This is a genomic window from Acidobacteriota bacterium (assembly GCA_030949985.1).
In the GTDB taxonomy this organism is placed as follows: domain Bacteria; phylum Acidobacteriota; class Polarisedimenticolia; order J045; family J045; genus JALTMS01.
The window spans coordinates 1-20397 of record JAUZRX010000088.1; the positions used below are offsets into that span (position 1 = coordinate 1).

Genomic DNA, 20397 nt, shown 5'->3' on the forward strand with positions numbered 1-20397 from the left:
GCTCACCGGGCTGCGCGACGCGCCGACAGCGGTGGCCGCCATGCGTTCAGGAGCCAGTGACTATGTTTGCAAGCCCTTTTCCCTGCACGAGATGGACGCCCGCCTGCGGGAGGCCCTCGAAAAGCGCCGGCTACGCATCGAGAACGAGCGATACCGGGAGCACCTGGAGGAACTGGTGGAGGCTCGCACCCGCAAGGTGCTCGAGGCGATGGAGGAAATCGCCGCCCTCAACGAAGAACTGACCCGGGCCTACGACAGCACCCTCTCGGCGTTGATGATCGCTCTCGATCACCGGGACAACGAAACCCAGGGGCATTCGCTGCGGGTCGTGGCCTACACCGATCGCCTGGCCCGGGAAATGGGTATCGTCGAACCGGAACTGACCGAGATCAAACGGGGCGCCATGCTCCACGACGTGGGCAAGATCGGTGTCCAGGATGCCGTGCTGCGCAAGCCCGGGCCACTGGATCCCGAAGAACTCGAGCAGATGCACCAGCATCCCCGCTGGGGCTGGGAGATGCTGCGGGGGATCGACTACCTCGCGGTGCCCGCGGAAATCGTCCTCTCCCACCAGGAGAACTGGGACGGCAGCGGCTATCCCCGGGGCTTGCGCCAGGAGCAGATCCCGGTCGGGGCCAGGATCTTCGCCGTGGCGGATACCCTCGACGCGATGACCTCCAACCGACCCTACCGCAACGCCGGCACCATGGAGGAGGTGCGCGGCGAACTGCTCCGCTGCGCCGGTACCCAGTTCGACCCGCGGGTGGTAGAGGCTTTTCTGGCCGTGGAAGCCGAGGAGTGGTGGACCCTGCGCGCCGCCGTTCAGCGCGCCATGGCCGCGCGCGAAGACGCGGGCATCCCCCCGGAGTTGTTTTCCCCGGGGGGACCCTGATGACGCTGTGCCGCGGTCGTGGGGGCGATCAGTCGGCGAGCAGCAGCTTGGCGATGGTCTGGAGCTGCATGAAGTGGGTGCCTTCGTAGATCTTGCCGATCTTCGCGTCGCGGAAGAGCTTTTCGACCGGGTAGTCACGGCTGAAGCCATAGCCCCCGAAGAGCTCCACGGCCATCGACGAACAGCGATCGGCGACCTCGGCCGAGAACCACTTGGCGATCGCCGCCTCGCGCACGAAGGGCTCACCGGCCTCCTTGCGTCGTGCGGCGTTGAACACGGCCAGCTTGGCGGCTTCGATTTCGGCGTCCATCCGCGCCAGGGCGAACTGTACGGCCTGGAACCTGGCGATCTCCCGGCCGAACTGTTTGCGCTCCAGGCACCAGGCACGGGCGTGGGCCAGGGCGCCTTCGGCCAGGCCGACCATCTGGGCGCCGATGCCGATGCGGCCCTCGTTGAGAGTCTCGATGGCCACCTTGTAGCCCTTGCCCACCTCGCCGAGGATCCGCTCCGGGCCCGCCTGCACGCCGTCGAGGATCACTTCCACGGTGCTCGAAGCCCGAATCCCCAGCTTGTCCTCCTTGGCGCCGATCTTGAGTCCGGGCATGTCCTTGTCCAGGATGAAGCACGTGATGCCCTTGTAGCCTTTTTCCGGATCGACGTTGGCGAAGACCAGGAACACGCCGGCTTCCTTGCCGTTGGTGATGAAGAGCTTGTTGCCGGTCAGCTTCCAGCCGTCGCCGTCCTGCACGGCACGGGCCCGCAGAGCGAAGGCGTCGGAGCCCGATTCGGCCTCGGACAGGCAATAGCAGCCCACGGTGTTCTCGGCGAGCTTGGATAGCCAGGTCTTGCGCTGCTCCTCGTTGCCCCAGCGCTGGATGGCGTTGTTGACCAGGGTGTTCTGCACGTCGCAGATCACGGAAATGGACGGATCGACCTTGGCCAGCTCCATGATCACCAGGATCGCATCGAAAAAGCTCATCCCCGAGCCGCCGTAGGCTTCGGGAATATCGATGCCCATCAGGCCCATCTCGAACATTTGCTCGAGAATCTCCGGGGCGCAGTGGGCTTCCCGGTCCATCTCGGCCACCTTCGGCTGGACCTTCTCCTCGCAGAAGCGGCGGACTTCGCTGACCAGCATCTGCTGCTCTTCGGTCAAGTCGGTGAGGGGACGAACGCTCTCGGTCATGCTGATCAACCTCCGTGAATGCTTGGCGGGGTGGGATTTCGTCGTCGATGGGCGAAAAAGCCGATACAGGGTACTCTGATGCCGTGCCGATGGGTAGGGCAGAGGCTCGCGGTGGGCGGACGGCCGCAAGAGGTTCACGGCCCGACCCCGGGAGAGAATACGATGACCATGGTCCTTTCTCGAGCCCACCGGGCGCTTCTGTCCGGCGCCGCGGCGCTGGCCCTGCTGGCGGCGGTGGCGCCGCCGGTCCTGGCCGCCCGTCGGGCCCCTTCGTCCCGGCCCGAAGATCCCCGGCTGACGGCGGTCCTGCAGCGGCTCGACCGGGCCCAGGGGCGGCTCGAGGCCTTCACCGCCGACCTGGTGGAGACCCGCACGCTTTCGCTGCTCTCGGAGTCCCAGACTCTCGAGGGGCGGTTGACCTTCCAGAAGCCGGGGCGGATCCGCTGGGAGTACCGCTCTCCCGAGAGGAAGATCTATCTCCTCGACGGCGGGCAGCTCACCGGCTGGCTGCCCGACCAGCGGCGTCTCGAGAAGGTGGACCTCCGGCGCCACGAAAAGCGCCTGCGGCGCCTGGTGGGCATGGGGCAGGATGCCGCCGCCCTGCGCAAGGAGTTCAAGGTCACGCTCCTCGATGGTGGCGAGGGCGATCATCCGGCACACCTCGAGCTGGTGCCCCGCTCGCGCCGGGTGCGGCGCCACGTGGCCCGCATCGAGCTGTGGCTGGCCCCCGGAACCGGCTTGCCCGACCGCTTCCTCTACGAGACGGCAGACGGCGACCAGGTGCTCGTGCGCCTCGAAAACATGAGGATCAACCCGGAGTTGCCAGCCGGCGCCTTCCGCATCGATGTCCCCGAAGGGGTGGAGATCGTCACCGGCAAGACCTCCTTCGGGGTCGTCGCCCGCTGAGGTTCTCCCGCCGGGCTACGGCGTGACGATCACCGTCGTCGCGTCGATGCCCACGTTGCCGGAAGCCGCGTCCCAGGCCGTGACGCGGAACTCGTAGACCCCGGGCTCCTCCACCCGGTAGCGGGCGCCGAAGTGGCTGTGCCGTCCCAGGTAGGTCATGGGTAGCGTGGCGACGGTCTCACCGCCGCGCAGCACCCGCATCTCGATCTCGTAGTCGTCGCTGTTCCACAGGCCCCCGGGGCTCAGGGGGCAGCCGCACATCATCGTCACGTTGGCGGTGACTTCGATCTCCTGGGGCGTTCCCGCCAGGCGCAGGTGGGCCTGCGGCGCCATCACGTCGACGACGAAGCCCCGCAGTACCAGCAGGAAGCCGTCGCCATCGGTGATGTGGTGCCCGGGCAGCACCCACTGGGTGGCCGAAGCGGTCATCTCCGCCTGGCGCTGGGCCAGCGGACCGCGGGCCTCCACCCGCAGCAGGCGGGGACGATCCAGGTCCAGCTCGGCGGTGAAGGAGGCCGCGCTCTCGTCGGCGATCGGGCTCCAGTGGCGGTGACCGCCGAAGGTCATGATCTTCTCGGTGTCGCCCGTCCCCCCGCGGGTGACTCCCGTGGCCAGCACCTCGCCGGTCTCGGCGTCGCTGATGGTGATTCGGGCGCCACCCATGGTGGTGCCGATGAACTTGGCCTGGTGGGAGAGCACCCGTACGGTGATCACGGTCGGTTCGGCCGGCGCAGCCGGGGCGAAGGCCACCAGGGCCGCCAGGAGAGCAGGAAAGAGAAGTCTTCTCATCGTATGGCTTCCTCGGAAACGGTGGTGTGGACTGGGGCCGGGGCCTGCACCAGTTGCAGACCCCGGCGGCCGAGCCGCGCGAGCAGGCCCTCGCGGCCGGCCAGGTGCAGCGCGCCGACGGCAACGAAGATCCGCCGATCGGGTTCGGCGCGCAGGCGGGCGAGGATGCGTTCGGCCATCCGGTGGTTGCGCTTGTCGATCAGTTCCTCGCGGAAAGCCCGGGCCCGGGCCTCGCCCGCCGGGGCTTGCTCTTCGAGCACCTGCTCGAGGGCTTCGAGTTTGCCGCTGCGCCAAGCAGCGACGATCGGCTCGGAGGCGCGGCTGCCCTCGGTGCGGGCCCGCTCCAATTCGTCCAGCGCCTGCTCGAGCAGCCAGGCCTGGCCCCCCGGGCCCAGGGCCTCGAAGGCGGCGATCTGCTCGCCCAGGGTCTCGAGACCCGCGGCCGTCTTGCCCCGGCGCCCGGCCAGGGCCCAGATCTGCAAGTCCACCGGCAGCGCTCCGGCGGCGAAGTCCTGGTCGAGCAGGGCGAGCTGGCCCGCCATGGCCCACGGGCGCAGGCGAGAGAAGGCCGCAAAGCTCAGGCCGCGTGCTTCCATCTCGGCTTCGAGACGGGCCACCAGCGCCGCGGGCAGCACGTCGGCCAGGGACTGGCCCTCGGGCAGCAGGCTCGCCTCGTGGGCCTTCATCCGGGTCACCGGATCGAGGGGAATCTCGGTCAGTACCACGTCTGCCGCCTCGATGGCCCGCCGTGCTGCGGGAGGCAGCGCCTGTTCCGCCGCCAGAGGCAGATGGATCGTGCCGTAGAGCCACAGCCGCCCCGCACCCTGCTCCGACCACAGCAGCGGCCGCGCCGGCATCTGCTCTGCGGCGCTGAAAGCGGGGACAAGGTAAGGGGCTGCCGCCAGCAGCACTGCGAGCAAGAGGACTTGAATCTTCATTACGCCTCCGGGCCATCCATTCTAGTGCTCGCTCGCAGCTGTGGGGAATCGAGCAGATGTCAGGCAGGTTTCCGGGGCGACTATTGGCATCGAGTCCATTGCTATTCCGCTCGCACTTTGCTCGGCCGAGATCACTCCCCTCTCGTGCTTCCCTGGGACGGGCCGAGCATATCCTTGATCGTGACGGGTAGGAAGCCGGCTTGAAGGCGCAGGGTTCTTGTGTGTCCCAGTGAATGGGGACTGATGCCGGAACGCCGCCTCCTCCACGAGCAGCCGCCGCCCCTCTGCACCGGACCCTGGTTCTCACCCCCGATTCGATCTGTCGTGCTCTTCGATGCTCCACGAACACAGATCCGCTGCAACCCAAGATCCCACTCGCCCCCTCCACGGAAACACAAACACCGGCCTCAGGTCCGCCCCGCGATGAGCCGCTACCATCATGGAAGCTCCTATCCTCAAAGTGGCTCTCCCATCCCTGGCGTCAACCCGGCCGGGGCGTAGCCCCTGGGGGTCGCCCGATGGTGACCATTTCGACTCCTTGTTGCGCGGAACGAAGGACGGTAAGACTGTCTTCGAGGTGATCATCGAACCGCAAAGCAAGGCGCGTGCCGATGGGATGGGAATGACGGCACAAATCGCGTGCGATCCAGAGATTGACAGAGCCTATCAGCTCCAGCCATGGCAGGGAATCGTCACCGCGGTGAACGGATTGGGTAGGATCTTGTGGTCCTTTCGGCTGCCCGGCTTCAGGCGTATTGACGAGGATGCCGAGATCGTCCAGTCCGCGAACGTCAACAACGTCTGGAAGGCCCTCCAGACTTGGGCGAGCGGTGGTACCAGGCTGGTACAATCAGGAGAGTACTTACTGGTCGAGTTCTCGACCGGTGGTATAGGAACCCGCCAGTTGATACTGCATCGAACTGGACGGGTGGTCGGTGAAATAGGTCCCTCCGACGCGCTCGCCACCTACGCTGCTGGAGACGGCTTCGAACTGTTCATGGGCGGTGGTTCGGATCTGAGGTTCTACGTACCGACGCACCGGTTCGAGCTGCATCTCCGTGGTGACGAGACGGCAAGTCTGGTCAATCACGCGATGGCTTGGCTGCGCCCCCGTCCAACGGATCGTACCCCGCACTTCAATTGCCTGGCCCGTTCGGGCGATGAGCTGAAGTACTGGCTCGGAGAGCGTTTCGTTGACAGGCACGCCAGCCTGTCAAAGGCGCTGATAGCTGAGCTGGGTGGGGAAGAATGGTACGAGTCACTGCTGACACGGGCGGAGATGAAGGATGTTTTGGCAAGCTTCCGGCCGCCTTCTGCCGCGTGGCAAGACAAGTTCCAGCAGGCTCTCCTGGAGGCGGGAGTCGATGTCGAGATTGCCAGGAAGATCAAGTGACCCATCCTTTTGGGCTCTATGGGAGTATGCAAGGGTATCGCTGCCGGAGAACTGCGAAGCCGCTTGCGGTGTGTTCTGAGATTGGCGGGCTGTTCAATGGGGGTCTGATGCCCCCGAAAGGCGAATGTGGCGGGAAGGGGCTCAGCCCTGGATCCAGCAGTGCTCGACCTTCCCCCGAAACAGGCCTCCTCGCCCACACAAGATGTGAAGAGAGCAAAAAGAAGGCGCCCCGCAGGGCGCCTTCCGGTGTTGCGATCAGGGGATGGATCAGAAGTCCATGCCGCCGCCCATTCCGGGGGCCGCGCCGCCGGCGGCCTTGTCTTCCTTCTCCGGCACCTCGGTGATGATCGCCTCGGTGGTGAGCATCAGCCCGGCGATGCTGGCGGCGTTCTGCAGGGCGGTGCGGACCACCTTGGTCGGATCCATGATGCCCTGATCGATCATGTTGGTGTATTCCAGGTGACGCGCATCGAAGCCCTTGTCGTTCTCCTCGAAGTTGCGCACGTCGTTGACCACCACGGAGCCTTCGTAACCGGCGTTGTTGGCGATCTGGCGCAGGGGCTCTTCGAGGGCGCGACGGACGATGTTGACGCCGATCTGCAGGTCCTCGTCCTTCTTCTTGATCTTCATGCCGTCGAGAACCTTCTGGCAGCGCAGCAGGGCGGTGCCGCCACCGGCGACGATACCCTCTTCCACGGCAGCCTTGGTGGCGTGCATGGCGTCCTCGACCCGGGCCTTCTTCTCCTTCAGCTCGGCCTCGGTGGCCGCGCCGACCTTGATCACCGCGACACCGCCGACCAGCTTGGCCAGCCGCTCCTGCAGCTTCTCGCGATCGTAGTCGGAAGTGGTCTCCTCGATCTGGGTGCGGATCTGCTTGACCCGGCCCTCGATCGCGGCGGCCGAACCCTTGCCCTCGACGATGGTGGTGTTGTCCTTGTCGATGACGATCTTCTTCGCCTCGCCCAGGTCACCGATCTGCACGTTCTCGAGCTTGATGCCCAGGTCTTCGGTCAGGGACTTGCCGCCCGTGAGGGTGGCGATGTCCTCGAGCATGGCCTTGCGGCGGTCGCCGAAGCCCGGAGCCTTGACGGCGCAGACCTGCAGGGTGCCGCGCAGCTTGTTGACCACCAGCGTGGCCAGGGCCTCGCCCTCGATGTCCTCGGCGATCAGCAGCAGCGGGCGCGAGGAGCGGGCGACCTGCTCGAGCACGGGCAGCAGATCCTTCATCGAGGAGATCTTCTTCTCGTGGATCAGGATGTAGGGGTTTTCCAGCACGCATTCCATGCGGTCCGGATCGGTGACGAAGTAGGGGGAGAGGTAGCCGCGGTCGAACTGCATACCCTCGACCACGTCCAGCTGGGTCTCGAGGGACTTGGCTTCCTCGACGGTGATCACGCCGTCCTTGCCGACCTTCTTCATCGCCTCGGCGATCATCTTGCCGATGGTCTCGTCGTTGTTGGCCGAAATAGCGCCGACCTGGGCGACTTCCTTGTCGCCGGCCACTTCACGGCTCATCTCGTGCAGGGCCTCGACGGTCTTCTCCGTGGCCAGTTCGATACCGCGCTTGATGTCCATCGGGTTGGCGCCGGCGGTGACCGCCTTGACGCCCTCGCGGAAGATCGCCTGGGCCAGAACGGTGGCGGTGGTGGTGCCGTCACCGGCCACGTCGGAGGTCTTGGAGGCGACCTCGCGCACCATCTGGCAACCGAGGTTCTCCCACGGATCCTCGAACTCGAGTTCCTTGGCCACGGTCACGCCGTCCTTGGTCGACAGGGGCGAACCGAACTTCTTTTCGATCACGACATTGCGGCCGCGGGGGCCGAGGGTGGTGCGGACGGCGTTGGCCAGGTTGTTCACGCCGCGGAGGAGGGCCTGCCGGCAATCCTCGGCGTAGGTGACCTTCTTTGCTGCCATGGTCATGCTCCTTCTGGCTTTCCCGCCGGGGCACGGGGCCCGCCGGGGGAAAGCTCTGAGTCATTTCGGGAAAGGGACTACGAGTGATGCCAAAGCGGGGTCGCCGCTCTTCAGTCGATGATGCCGAGAATCTCGTCCTCGCGGAGGATGACGTACTCCTCACCCTCGATCTTGACCTCGGTGCCGGAGTACTTGCCGAAGAGCACCCGGTCCTTGGCCTTCACCTCGAGGGCGTGGACCTTGCCCTGGTCATCCCGCTTGCCGGAGCCCACGGCGATGACCTTGCCCTCCTGGGGCTTTTCCTTGGCGGAATCGGGGATGATGATTCCACCCTTGGTGGTCTCCTTCTGATCGATCCTCTGGACGATGACGCGATCATGGAGCGGCCTGATCTTCTTCATTTCCTCTTAGCCTCCGTCTCGTAAAATACTGCAAAACAACATGTTGTAGGCGCTTGGCCGGCGGGGGCCTTGGCACTCTCGCCGGACGAGTGCCAACCATAAGATCGGCCCCCAGGGGTGTCAAGACAGAGAATGCGATTCTCTGCGGAGGCCCCCGTCTCTTGCCGCCGGGGCCCGCGGAGACCATCATGAAAGGAGGGAAAAGAGAGGGCGGAGGGTAGTAAACGTCTTTCGCGTTGCGGGGAATCAGCGAGGAAGACCATGGGCAAGCCCCTGTCACCGATCGTTCCACTCGACAGCGTCGCCCTCGCGCGAGAACTGGCCCGGGTCGGCCGGGAGATCGGCCGCGGACCGGTGAGCAAGCGGGAGATCGAACATCTCGTTTCGGTTCTGTTTCGCTGCTCGGCCTGGCTGGACGACGTCTATACCACCGAACGTCTGGCTGCGATCCTGGCGGAGGATTCGGGCCGGCTCTTCGAGGTCCTGGCCCGCCAGTGGTTTGCGGCCTCCCTGGCCGAGGACCTGCGGGATCCCCTCCGGCGGTTACGCCAGCTGCCCGAGGGCGTTCGCCAGGTCGCCGACCAGGCTCTCTTCGACCTTTCTTTCTCGTCCCGTCGCAGTGTCTACGGCATCGGCCTGACAGACCTCGGACCCCGGGCCTACCGCCTGGCGGCGGAACTGCTCCGGCGCCTGGCCGACGATGCCCGCCAGCACCCGGGTACCGACGCGGCGGCGGGACCGCCTCTCGAAAGCATGGAGCAGGACGCGGAGTTCTTCCAGGGCTGCGCGGCTCGTTTCGGGCTCTACGCCAAGATGCTCCGCGCCCTGGCCAGCCCGGACGTGGATCTGGGCCCGTTGCCGGCGGCTCCCGATCCCGCCCGCGCCCTGCCGGCGCTTCCCGGGCCGGAGGAACTGACGCCGCCCCCCACGGCGGGTTTCGACGATCCGCTGCTCGCCCTCGGCTACCAGGCCACTGCGGAAACCGGGCCCGAGGAGGTGGCCCGCACCCTGACCTCCCTCGAGCGGCTGCTGCTCTTCGCCAGCCTCGACCTGGACCGGGTCCGGGAGGATCTGCGGGCGGTGGTGGTCGACCAGGACGAGGCCATCGCCACCCTCTGCGACGACCTGGCCCTGATGGCGGTGGGAACCCAGCGGGTGAACAAGCCCATGGGCTACTTCCTCGTCGGCCCCACCGGCGTGGGCAAGAACTACCTGGTGGAGACCCTGGTGGGGGTCTTCCAGCGCCAGTGGGAAGTGGAAGTTCCCCTGCTGACCATCGAGGGGCCCAACTACACCTATCCTTCCGACATCAACGAGCTGCGGGGCGCGACCCGGGGCTTCATCCGTTCGGACGAGCCGGGCCTGCTCACCGAGTTCCACAAGCGGGCGGTCGCCGCGCCCTTGTCGGTGATCCTGGTCGACGAGGTGGAGAAGGCCCATCCCCAGCTCCGGCGCTTCTTCCTTTCGATCCTCGATCGGGGGACGGTGACCGATGCCCAGGGCCAGGAGTTGGCTTTCGACGGGGTGCTGATCTTCTTCACCTCCAACATCGGCTACCGCGAGCGCAGTCCCCTGACGGCGCCCATCGGCTTCGGTGGCAGCGAAGAAGCGGAGAACGCCTACAACGCGGAGCTGAGCCAGTCCCTGCGGCGGGCCCTCTCGCCGGAGTTTCTCAACCGGGTGCGCTTGGTGCGCTTCCGGCACCTGCCCCGCTCGTCGGCCGAGCGCATCGCTCGCCTGGAGTTCGAGCGCATCGCTCGCCGCTACGCCGCGCTGCACGACCTGGAGCTGGAACTGACGCCGGCGGGCCTCGAGTTGCTGGTGGATCGCGGCTATTCCCACGAGTACGGTGCCCGGCGCCTGGCGGCGGTGATCCAGCGAAGCTGCAACATCGAGGTGGGGAAGATGATCCGCCGGGATGAGCAGCAGCTCTCCCGGCCGGATCCCTCGGAACTGCTCGAGCGGGTGCGCCGGGCGCGGGAAGAAGAAGACCTGGCCGGCCTCGAGCAGCTGGGGCGTGAAGTTCTCGAGGCGACCCGGGCCCGGGTGGCCTACCGCAAAATCGTCGTCGACGCCGAGGACGGAGACTTCGTCTACCGGAGGGAGTCGTGAGCGGCTCCCTGCCGTTGATCGATCACGTGGCCCTGCTGCTCGAGCGCACCTACGACTTCGACAGCGGCCTGCTGCCCCTCGGGCGTTTCGTGGTGGGCGAGCAGGGGCGGGAACGGTTGCTGGGCGGTCGCCAGCCCCGCCAGCGGGTGGACGGCGGCGACGGAGCGGCCTGCCTGCTGTTGCGGCCTCCGTCCGGAGCGGAGGCGCAGTGGGCCGCCGCCCTCTACCTGCCGGAGAAGCTGGTGGAAGACCTCGAACGCGCCGATCCGCGCCGCGAGCTGCACGGCGGAAACCTGGGCCCCTTCGCCACCCTGGTCGAGGAAGTCGATCACCTGCTGACCTTCGCCGACCGGGCCCTGAGGCCGGAGGGCATGGTCTCCCTGCTGGAACTGGAGTGGCACGCCGCGGTGAGCAAGCACCTGACTCTTTCCCACTTCGCGGGGCGCCTGGCCTCCCGCCGCCGGCTGCAGCCGGAAGTCCGGCGGATGATCGACCACCACCTGTTCCACCGGGGGCCGGTGGACGATCCCGACGCTTCGGTGGTGCGTCGCTATGCCCGTGCGGAGTCCCTGGCGCGTGCCTTCGTCGGGGGACTGAGGGGGCTGGCGGCGGCCGACAGGCTGCGTCGCCTGCGTCGCTTCCACCGGGCGAACCACTTCGAAAAGCTCCGTCGTTTCGCCTGAACCGGAACCGGTTCCGGCCCGCCACTGCTCGCGGCGGGGTTCAGCGGCGCTTGCCGGCCGCCGCGCGCTGGCTGTCCTTGTGGCTGCGCCGGGCGGCGAGCAGCTGTTCGGCCTGGGGGAAGGACGCGAGGGCCTGGGCGACGACCGGGCTCTCCTCGGTGAGGATGCGGTCGCGCTCTTCCATGCCGCCGGTGGCCAGGGCCAGTTCCGCCCGGAGGTAGAGGCCGACCCGCTCGGAGGCCGCCCGGACCTCGTCGAGGGGGACGTTTTCCACTTCCCCGGCCAGCCAGGCGACGAAGTCTTCGAAAAGCTTCTTTCGCGTCTTGCGATAGGCCAGGCGCTGTTCGTCGCTCAGGGGCGAGACGAAACGGGTGAACGCCGATTCGAGTACCAGGCGACGCATCACCTTCGGCTCTTCGGGGATCTCGACGGGCACGTCCGGGGCGATGCCGCCGCCGCCGAAGACTTTGCGTCCCGTGTCGGTGTAGTAGACCGGCGCATCTTCGGGAGCCTTGGGAGCGGTGTCCCGGGTGTAGTTGGTGTAGTAGTACTCTTCCTCGTTTTCGTAGGGGCGCTGGATGCTGCGACCCACCGGTGTGTAGTACTTCTGGGTCGTCAGGGCCAGGCCGGTGTTCTCGCTCAGGGGATAGACCGACTGCACCAACCCCTTGCCGAAAGACGTCTCGCCCACGACCAGGCCCCGGTCATGGTCCTGGATCGCCCCGGAGACGATTTCGGAGGCCGAGGCCGAGCCCCGGTTGATCAGCACCACCACGGGCCAGTCCACCCGGGGGACGTCCCGCAGGGCCTCGTAGTCCTGGCGCGTGCCGGGCAGCCGGCCCTCGGTGTAGACCACCAGCTCGCCGGGCTCGAGGAAACGGCTGGCCACGGAGATCGCCTGGTCGAGCAGGCCTCCCGGGTTGCCCTGGAGATCGAGCACCAGCTTCTTGGCGCCTTCGGCGGCGAGCTTTTCGAGGGCCCGGTCCAGCTCGGCGGTGGTCGTCTCGGTGAAGTTGGCCAGGTGCACGTAACCCACCTCCGGCCGGATCATCATGGCCAGGTTGACGGCGGGGGTGCGAATCGCGTCGCGCACCACGGAGAAGACCAGGGGTTTTTCCATTCCCGGGCGGTTGATGGTGATCTCCACCTCCGTGCCCCGGGGACCCCGCAGGTGCTTGACCGATTCCTGGATGGTCAGGCCCATGGTGTCCAGGTCCACGTCGGCTCGGCGGTCACGGATATGGGTGATCACGTCCCCGGCCCGGATGCCCAGGCGGGCGGCCGGGGTGTCGGCGATGGGGGACACCACCCGTAGCGGCTGGTTGCGGCCCCGCTTGCTGATGACGATCCCCAGTCCGTAGAACGAGCCCCGCTGCTCGTCCCGCATGTCGCGGAAGGCCTCGTCGTCGAGGAAATTGGTGTGAGGATCGAGGGTCCCCAGCATGCCGTGGATGCCGGCGTAGATGACGGACTTGGGCTTGGCCTCGGGGACGTGACGGCTTTCGATCAGCGAGAGGATTTCGGTGAAGGCGGCCATCCGCGAACCCGCCCGGGGGGAGGCGGCGCGGGCGCCGACCAGCAGAAAAACCAGGGCCATGGCGGCGACGAGGGCGATCCGGCGGGGTGCGAGAAGGGATGATTTCATGAAACACAGTATAGGGGCCGGCGGGAGGGGCGGACAATGAACCCTTCCGTAAACCCCGCCGCGATCCCGGTGGGCGGGGGGGGGGCTGGCGGGTGTAGAATCGGCAGCCATGTTCGATATCGGTGGTGGTGAGTTCATTCTGCTCGTGGTTCTCGGGCTGCTCGTCTTCGGGCCCCGGCGCCTGCCCCAGCTCGGCCGGCAGTTCGGCGGCTTCGTCGGGCAGATGCGCCGGGCGATGAACGACTTCCGCGGCGCGCTCGAGCGCGAAGTGGCCCTCGACGAGGTCAAGCAGGCGGCCCGGCAGGTCGAGGGGCTCAAGGCGGACGTGCAGAGCAGCACTCGCGAGCTGCTCGGTGTGGGGCCTCCCGCGCCGGCCGACCCCACCCGCCGTCTGCGGGCCCGGGAGCGCGAGGCGGGCGCCGCCGCGACCGGGAAGACCGGCTCCGCTGACGAGAAGCCTCCGGCCCCCACTCCGGACGAGCAGGAGCCCGCTCCGTGACCGCCGACAAGGACGGCCTCGGGGGCGCCACCCTGCCCGGAACCGAGCCGCCCCCCGATCCATCGACGGAACAGGACGCTCCCGCGGCCCGGATGTCCTTTCTCGAGCATCTGGACGAACTGCGCCGGCGGGTCTTCTTCGCGGCCCTGGGCGTGCTGGTGGGCGTGCTCGCCTGCTGGGCCTTTGCCGATCAGCTCCTGCAGATCCTCCTCGATCCGATCCAGCAAGCTTTCGACACCCTCGCGGTGATCCGTCCGGCCGAGGCTTTCATGAACAAGGTCAAGGCGGCCTTCGTCGGCGGGCTCTTCGTTTCGCTGCCCTGGGTTTTCTACCAGGCCTGGGCTTTCATCGCCCCGGGACTCTACCGCCGCGAGCGGCGCTGGGTGGTGCCCGTGATGCTGGCGGGGACCATGCTCTTCTCGGCCGGCGCGGTGTTCTGCTACATCGTGGCCCTCCCGGCGGCGGTGGGCTTTCTCGCTTCCCAGGGCCAGCAGTTCGAGTCGCACATCACGGTGGACTACGCCTTCGGCTTCGCGACCAAGTTGCTGCTCGGATTGGGAGCGGTTTTCGAGATGCCGCTGGTGGTCTTCGCCCTGGCCCGCCTCGACCTGGTCACCGCCCGTTTCCTGCTGCGCAAGATCGACGTGGCGATCTTCCTCTGCTTCCTGGCGGCGGCGATCTTGACCCCCACCCCGGACATGATCACCATGACGATCTTCGCGGTGCCGATGCTGGTGCTCTACCTGATCAGCATCGTGGTGGCCTGGCTGGCGCGGCCTCGGACCGGAGGGTGATGCGGCCCCCTCCCGAGGGCTTCGTCTTGCAACTCCTCGACGCTGGAGGAGCCTGGTGGCGGCGCGATCTGGCGACGGCGCTGCGGGAGGCTGGGCTCGATCGCCCCTGGACCCTGGTCGGCGCCCGGCCCGACCTGCCGGGGACGGGTCGCGGGCCCCGGGGGGCGGTGGAGACCGCGGCCGGCAGGGCGTGGATCAAGCAATGCCTGCGGGGCGGCTTTCCCGCCCGTTTCAACGCCGAGCGCTATTTTTCCCTCGATCGCTTCCGTCGCGAGTTGGAGGTCACCGGGAAGGCCCTGGCCGCGGGTTTGCCGGTGCTGCCCACCTGGGGCCTGGTCTTCCGCCGCGCCCGGCCGGGGTGGCGGGTCTGGCAGATCACCCCGCTGGTCGAGCAGGCGCCCGACCTGGCCCGGTGGTTCTCCGGCTCCCTGGCGGCGGAGGAGGCCGCGGGCCTGCTCGAGGCCGCGGTGGCTTTGGCCGCGCGACTGCATGGGGCGGGTCTCTACCACCACGATCTCAACCTGGGCAATCTCCTGGCCCGGGCCCGGCGGGAGGGCGGCTGGGAGTTGACGGTGATCGACCTGGACCGCGCGCTCTGGTACGAGGGAGGCGTGCCGCGTTCCCGGCGGCGCCGGGTCTTCGAACGCCTCGAACGATCGTGGCGGAAGATCCTCGGACCCGACGGGCCGGTCCCCGCCAGGCGGCGGCGGGAGATCTTCGACGCCTATCGCGACGTGGCCCCCGACTCGGTGTAGCGGCGGGACTTGTCCCGATACATCTCCTTGTCGGCCCGGTGCACCAGTTCCTCGAGGGTGGTGCCGTCGAGGGGGAAGCAGGCCCAGCCCGCGCTGATGCCCACGCTGACGTGGTGCTCCCGGTTGCCCGACTTGACCGGGATCTGAGTGGACGCGAGGGTCTGCTGCACGCGGCGGACGATGCGCTCCGCCTCTTCCGGTGACGTCTCCGGCAGCAGGGCGACGAACTCGTCGCCGGCGTAGCGGCAGACGATGTCCTCGTGGCGGAAGGCCTCCCTCAACAGTGCGGCGACCCGCCGCAACACAGCGTCACCCGCCTGGTGACCATAGGTGTCGTTGATCGGTTTGAAACCATCGAGATCGAGCACCACCACCGACAGGGGCAGGCCTTTTCGGGTCGCCCGGGCCAGCTCCTTGTCGAACTGGGAGTAGAGGAAGCGGCTGTTGGGCAGCGATGTCAGGGCGTCGGTCATCGACGTCGTGCGGGTGGACTCGTAGAGCCGGGCGTTGGCCAGGGCCCGGGCGATCTGGGGAACCACCGTGTCGAGTACGCGGAGCTGGTCGGGGTCGAAGACTCGGGCCTGCTCGGCGAAAAAGGCGATCACGCCGCTGGTGCCCGTCTCGTCGGCAATGGGGATGACCGCCTGGGAGACCGGCGGCCGCTCACCACTGGCGACCTGCCGGCCGAGGTCCACCCGCGGGTCGGCGTCGAGTAGGGGCTCGCCGGTTTCGTAGCACCAGCCGATGGTGCCTTCGCCCGGTGCGAAACGGCGGATGTCGAGGATGTCGCTGAGGGGACCGATGGCCGCCTGGGGCAAGAGCATGCGCGCCTGATCGTCGTAGACGTAAAGGCAGGCCGAGGTGGCGGGCATGAGTTCCACCAGGCGATGCAGCACGGTGATCGCCGTGTCCTGCAGGTCGAGGGTGCTGCCGACCTGCCGGGCCAGATCGTAGAGTACGCCCGCCTCCTTCTGAGCCCGGTCGATGTCTTCGAGGGCTTCGGTCTCCTGGGAGGTTTCCTGGGTCGGGCCGTCGGCGCTGATCCGTGCGGCCACGGCCTCCTCGATCTCCGCCGCCTGATCGCAGTAGATCTCGACCAGGGTCGGGTCCAGCTGCCTCCCCGCCAGCTCCGCCATTCTCAGGCGCATGGTTTCGAGCCGCCTGTGTTCGGGCCCCACGTAGGTTATGTGGAGATGATCGAGGGTATCGGCCAGGGCGATCAGTCGCGCGGCGAGAGGGATCTGCTCGTCGCGCAGGCCGTCGGGATAGCCCAGGCCGTCCCAGCGCTCGTGGTGATGGCGGATCGCCTTGCCGAGGGGGAAGGGGAAGGGAATCCCGCCCAAAATCGCCGCCCCGATCGCCGGGTGCCGCCGCAGCCGCTCGGTCTCCCGCTCGCTCAGTTCTTCCGGGGGCTTGCTCAGCAGCTGGTCGGGTACGCCCAGTTTGCCGATGTCGTGCAACAGGGCCGCCGCCGAGAGGCTGGCCAGCCAGGATGTGCCCAGCCGCCTGACGCTGCCGTCGGCAGCGCCGGCGATGTGCCGGCGGGCGACCTCCTCGGCATAGGCCTGAACGCGGCGGGCGTGCCCGCGGGAGCGAGGGTGCCGCGTGTCGATCGCCAGGGCAAAGGCTTCCATGGTGCGCTGGTGGAGGTTCTGCAGTTCGGCGTGGTGGCGTTCGTGGACGGCGATCTTCTCGAACTGGGTCCAGACCACGAAGTACACGACGGCCAGGGCGGGAAGGCCCACGGCCAGGGCCAGGTTCCCCCAACGGGCGTGGAGCATCCAGGCCAGCAGGGCCGTTCCGGCGCTGAAGGTGCAGGAGAGCAGCGTCCAGGAGGTCTCCCGCCACGCGCGCCAGAACGGCTTGCCCTTGGCCAGGGCGTCGGCGCCGGCGACCACCCCGGAGTTGACCGCGAAGAAGGCCAGGCAGGCCATCATCGTGGCGGTCACCAGGTTCTCGGCGTGAGTGCCGGCCGAGCGAAATCCGGTGGGAGCCAGCGCTTCGAAGACGAAGGCGGCGATGCCGAGAGACAGGCTCATCATCGCGCCGTTGGCCAGGCGCAGCCTCAGGCGGCGGGTGTGCCGCGCCGAGGAGAGCAGACCGTCGAGACCGGCGAGGAAGGCGGCGGGAAACGGCCCGAGAAAGATCAGGACGCCGAAGACCAGGGGCTCCGAGACGGAGAGCACCACGCCGCGGCGAGGCATGCGCAGCGACATGCGGCCGAAGAGGGCGATCAGCAGCAGGCAGGCTCCCACAAGGCCGAGGGTTTCCAGGTCGGCACGCAGCAGCTCGAAGCAGGCGGCGAAAAACACCGCGACGCCGAGGGCGGTGACCGTATCCCGCAACCAGTGGGAACATTTCTCTGATGCTGGCAAGAAAGCCTCCGCGCTGGCTGTTACAAGAGGCGTGCCAGCGCTGCGGGAAGCCCCGGGATGCGGCGAACACCCGCGGAACACGGAAGTGAAACCGTCCGGCCTTGGGGTGGCCAGATTCGGCGGGAAGGGCGGTCCTGTCCGGTCTTCGGACGACTTGTCCGCGTCGGGCCGGGCGACCCATATTCGCCGGGAGCCCGCGCGAGAGCTCCGGGAGAGGTTTTCGTGACCCAGGTCCAGGCGCCGCCAGGCGAGCAATTGCTCTTTCAGGCAGTGGTCGACGCCCTGCCCATGTCCCTGCACGTGATCGACCGCGACTTTCGCATCGTGGTCTGGAACCGCCGCCGGGAAGAGGGTCCCTTCGGTCGGCCCCGGGGGGAGGTCCTGGGTCGTGATCTTTTCGCCGTCATCGGCGAGGACGCGGCCATCCGCCGGGAGTACGAACAAATCTTCGCCGGTGGTCAGGCGCAGGTTTCCGAAGTGGTTTCGCACAGTGGATGCGGACCGCGGATCTTCAGCGTGGAGAAGGTGCCGATGCGGGTCGGCGAGGGCGAGGAGATCAGTCACGTGATCACCTTCGCCCGTGACATCACCCGCCAGCGGGCTCTCGAGCGCGCGGTGGTGCAGTCGGAGAAGATGGCGGCCATCGGCCAGCTCACGGCGGGCATCGCCCACGAGATCAACAACCCCCTGGCGACCATCGCCGGTTGCGCCGAATCCATGCGTTCCCGGCTCGCGGAGGCGGTCAACGACGCCGAGCGCTCGGAGATCCAGGAAGACGCGCTGGTCATCGAGGAGGAGGCCTACCGTCTCAAGGGCGTCCTGCAGAACCTGCTGGAACTCTCACGGCGAGGGCCGGCGGACGGACCGGCCTACTGCGATCCCTGTCGCGTGGCGGAACGGACCGTGAACCTGGTGCGTCACAACCCGGCCATGGCGGGTATCACGCTGGAACTGGAGTGCGCCGAGAGCGTGCCACCGGTCAGCGCCAACGAGGATCACCTGGTGCAGGTGATGCTGGCCCTCCTGTCGAACGCCGCCGATGCCGTGGGGAAAGACGGCCGCGTGCGGGTCGATGTGCGCGCCGCCGGGGACGACGAAGTGGTACTCAGCGTGGAAGACGACGGGCCCGGCGTGCCGCCGGAGATTCGTGACAGGGTCTTCGAGCCCTTCTTTACGACCAAACCCCCCGGGGAAGGCACGGGCCTCGGTCTGGCCGTGGCGTACGGCCTGGTGCAGGCCCACGGGGGACGGCTGGAGCTGGCCAGTTCGAGCGGACGGGGGACGTGCTTCGACGTGCGCCTGCCCGTGGCGTCTCGCGCCGGCGCGGAGAGTGAGTGATGACCACAACCCACGGGGGCGGCAAGATGCCGCAGGTGATTCGAGTCCTCCTGGCGGACGACGAAGCCCCGCTGCGGCGGGTGCTGAGCCGGGAGCTGCGTCGCAAGGGCCACCGGGTCACCGAGGCCGAAGACGGCGCCAAAGCGCGCAAACTGCTCGAGGAGGACTCCTTCGATGTGGCCGTGCTGGACGTGCGCATGCCGGGGCTCGACGGTATCGAAGTGCTCCGCGGCCTGAGCGGCGAGATCTGCCCGCCCCAGGTGATCCTGCTGACCGGCAACGCCACCGTGGAGACCGCGGTCGAGGCGATGAAACTCGGAGCCTACGACTTCATCACCAAGCCCTGCCGGATCGAGGTGCTCGACGCCCTGATCCGCGCCGCAGCCGACAAGGGCGGTCTGGCCCGGGAGAACGAGCAGCTGCGGCGGCGCGAGGAGCACAGGGAGCCGAGCACCACGGTGCAGGGCTGGGACTCGGTGGCGATGAAGCCCGTTCTGCGGCTGATCGACAAGCTGGCGCCGTCGGACCTGCCGGTGCTGATTCTCGGCCAGTCGGGGGTCGGCAAGGAACTGGTGGCCCGGGAGATCCACCGGCGCTCCCACCGCTCGAACGGTCCCTTCGTCGACCTCAACTGCGCGGCGATTCCCGACACGCTGCTCGAGAGCGAGCTCTTCGGTCACGAGAAAGGCGCGTTCACCGGGGCCGGGAGTTCACGGGCGGGATTGATGGAGGCCGCCGATGGGGGCACGCTCTTCCTCGACGAGGTGGGCGAGCTGCCCGCCGGCTTGCAGGTCAAGCTCCTGCGGGTGCTGGAAACCATGAGCTTCTTCCGGGTCGGCGGACGCAAGAAGGTCAGTGTCGATGTGCGCCTCGTGGCGGCCACCAACCGGGACCTGCTGGAGGCTTCGCGCCAGGGTACCTTCCGCGCCGATCTCTATTACCGCATCAACGCCGGGACGATCGAGGTGCCTCCCCTGTGCGACAGGCCCGAGGAGATCGGCGTTCTCGCCCGTGCCTTCCTCGCGGGAGTCGACTCCCAGCTGAGTCTTGAACCGGCGGTCCTCTCCGCCCTCGAGAGTTATTCCTGGCCCGGTAACGTCCGGGAGCTGCGTAACGTGATGGAGCGCGCCGCACTGCTGGCTCGGGACGGGGTCGTGCGGCTCGAGGACCTGCCACGGGAGATCATCGAAGAACGTCCGCGCGAGCCGACTCCGGCCGTGGCAACCGGTGCCCTGAGCGTTCCGGCTGTCAGCGCCCGCCCCCCGGAGCACTGGATGGAGGAGCAGGGCAAGCTCTCGCTGCAGGAAATCGAGCGGCGCCGCATTCTCGAGGTCCTCGAGAGCACCCACTGGCACCGGGGCAAGGCGGCCAGCATTCTCGGGATTTCGGTGCGGACGCTCTATCGCAAGATCAAGGCTTATCAGCTGGACCAGGAAGGCGTCCACGTCTAATCCCCCCCACCGTGGAGCGAACAATGGTGTTCCTGGCCGGCCCTGCCGGGCGCCGGTCCCCCGGAGCGCGTTCGGTGAGCCCCGCAGCCCCCCCCCTCGCCCGCCGGTGACGGCCCGGCGGCGCCCGCAGGCCCCCCCTCCCGGCGCCGCCGGGCGCGGGAGCGTCCCGGGATCCATCGGCCGGGCCGGCCGGGCGCGCTCAGAAAGCGTTCTTCAGGTCGTGGGGCTTGACTTCCAGGTGGGACGGGAAGGGCAGGCGGCGGCGATAGACCGCCTCCCAGGTCGGCGGCAGGTCCACCTCGAAGGGCTGGAGCCGGCGGGCGAGG

General features: G+C 67.9%; 17 protein-coding genes. 10 read left to right on the forward strand and 7 right to left on the reverse strand.

The features are described from left to right. On the forward strand, window positions 1–892 hold an 892-nt coding region (locus Q9Q40_14265), incomplete at its 5' end, for an HD domain-containing phosphohydrolase (GenBank protein MDQ7008382.1). A gap of 28 nt (window positions 893–920) precedes the next feature. Here Q9Q40_14265 and Q9Q40_14270 read toward each other — a convergent pair. Further along, entirely contained in the window at window positions 921–2078 is a 1158-nt protein-coding gene (locus Q9Q40_14270) for an acyl-CoA dehydrogenase family protein (protein ID MDQ7008383.1), read from the reverse strand. Between the two features lie 162 nt (window positions 2079–2240). Between Q9Q40_14270 and Q9Q40_14275 the strand changes: the two genes are divergently transcribed. After that, window positions 2241–2984 (forward strand): outer membrane lipoprotein carrier protein LolA, encoded by a 744-nt coding sequence (locus tag Q9Q40_14275; GenBank protein ID MDQ7008384.1) that lies wholly within the window; start codon window positions 2241–2243, stop codon window positions 2982–2984. Between the two features lie 15 nt (window positions 2985–2999). Here Q9Q40_14275 and Q9Q40_14280 read toward each other — a convergent pair whose 3' ends face one another. Next, window positions 3000–3773: a hypothetical protein gene (locus Q9Q40_14280; protein MDQ7008385.1), complete on the reverse strand. Its 774-nt coding sequence runs from the start codon at window positions 3771–3773 to the stop codon at window positions 3000–3002. Then, window positions 3770–4711 (reverse strand): TraB/GumN family protein, encoded by a 942-nt coding sequence (locus Q9Q40_14285; protein ID MDQ7008386.1) that lies wholly within the window; start codon window positions 4709–4711, stop codon window positions 3770–3772. The genes Q9Q40_14280 and Q9Q40_14285 overlap by 4 nt, the downstream gene beginning before the upstream one ends. Before the next feature lie 538 nt (window positions 4712–5249). Here Q9Q40_14285 and Q9Q40_14290 point away from each other — a divergent pair. Further along, entirely contained in the window at window positions 5250–6104 is an 855-nt protein-coding gene (locus tag Q9Q40_14290; GenBank protein MDQ7008387.1) for a hypothetical protein, read from the forward strand. 267 nt (window positions 6105–6371) lie between these two features. Here the strand turns inward: Q9Q40_14290 and groL are convergent, their stop codons facing one another. Continuing rightward, window positions 6372–8018, reverse strand: a complete 1647-nt coding sequence (gene groL, locus Q9Q40_14295) for a chaperonin GroEL (protein ID MDQ7008388.1) — start codon at window positions 8016–8018, stop codon at window positions 6372–6374. A gap of 110 nt (window positions 8019–8128) precedes the next feature. Beyond that, on the reverse strand, window positions 8129–8419 hold the full coding sequence (gene groES, locus Q9Q40_14300) for a co-chaperone GroES (GenBank protein MDQ7008389.1): 291 nt from the start codon (window positions 8417–8419) through the stop codon (window positions 8129–8131). 261 nt (window positions 8420–8680) lie between these two features. Here groES and Q9Q40_14305 point away from each other — a divergent pair, with 261 nt between their 5' ends. Both Q9Q40_14305 and Q9Q40_14310 read left to right on the forward strand, forming a co-directional pair. Then, window positions 8681–10531, forward strand: a complete 1851-nt coding sequence (locus tag Q9Q40_14305; GenBank protein ID MDQ7008390.1) for an AAA family ATPase — start codon at window positions 8681–8683, stop codon at window positions 10529–10531. After that, window positions 10528–11214: a hypothetical protein gene (locus Q9Q40_14310; GenBank protein MDQ7008391.1), complete on the forward strand. Its 687-nt coding sequence runs from the start codon at window positions 10528–10530 to the stop codon at window positions 11212–11214. Before Q9Q40_14305 ends, Q9Q40_14310 begins: the two co-directional genes overlap by 4 nt. A 40-nt stretch (window positions 11215–11254) precedes the next feature. Here Q9Q40_14310 and Q9Q40_14315 read toward each other — a convergent pair whose 3' ends face one another. Continuing rightward, complete coding sequence (locus Q9Q40_14315) at window positions 11255–12859, reverse strand: S41 family peptidase (protein MDQ7008392.1); 1605 nt, start codon at window positions 12857–12859, stop codon at window positions 11255–11257. A 109-nt stretch (window positions 12860–12968) separates the two neighbouring features. Between Q9Q40_14315 and tatB the strand changes: the two genes are divergently transcribed. The 3 genes from tatB to Q9Q40_14330 are packed head-to-tail and all read left to right on the forward strand — an operon-like array spanning window position 12969 to window position 14907. After that, on the forward strand, window positions 12969–13358 hold the full coding sequence (gene tatB, locus Q9Q40_14320) for a Sec-independent protein translocase protein TatB (GenBank protein MDQ7008393.1): 390 nt from the start codon (window positions 12969–12971) through the stop codon (window positions 13356–13358). Then, window positions 13355–14152 (forward strand): twin-arginine translocase subunit TatC, encoded by a 798-nt coding sequence (gene tatC / locus Q9Q40_14325; protein MDQ7008394.1) that lies wholly within the window; start codon window positions 13355–13357, stop codon window positions 14150–14152. Before tatB ends, tatC begins: the two co-directional genes overlap by 4 nt. Continuing rightward, window positions 14152–14907 carry a lipopolysaccharide kinase InaA family protein gene (locus tag Q9Q40_14330; protein MDQ7008395.1) on the forward strand — a complete coding sequence of 252 codons (756 nt, stop codon included), beginning with the start codon at window positions 14152–14154 and terminating at the stop codon, window positions 14905–14907. Before tatC ends, Q9Q40_14330 begins: the two co-directional genes overlap by 1 nt. Here the strand turns inward: Q9Q40_14330 and Q9Q40_14335 are convergent. Continuing rightward, a complete protein-coding gene (locus tag Q9Q40_14335) occupies window positions 14877–17282 on the reverse strand; it encodes a diguanylate cyclase (GenBank protein ID MDQ7008396.1) in 2406 nt (801 codons plus the stop codon). The genes Q9Q40_14330 and Q9Q40_14335 overlap by 31 nt on opposite strands. Window positions 17283–17504: 222 nt before the next feature. On the opposite strand from Q9Q40_14335, the gene Q9Q40_14340 reads away from it, so the two are divergent. Together Q9Q40_14340 and Q9Q40_14345 are read left to right on the forward strand one after the other, a co-directional pair. Next, a complete protein-coding gene (locus tag Q9Q40_14340) occupies window positions 17505–18620 on the forward strand; it encodes an ATP-binding protein (protein MDQ7008397.1) in 1116 nt (371 codons plus the stop codon). Then, on the forward strand, window positions 18620–20071 hold the full coding sequence (locus Q9Q40_14345; protein ID MDQ7008398.1) for a sigma-54 dependent transcriptional regulator: 1452 nt from the start codon (window positions 18620–18622) through the stop codon (window positions 20069–20071). The genes Q9Q40_14340 and Q9Q40_14345 overlap by 1 nt, the downstream gene beginning before the upstream one ends. The last annotated feature ends 326 nt before the right edge of the window (window positions 20072–20397 follow it).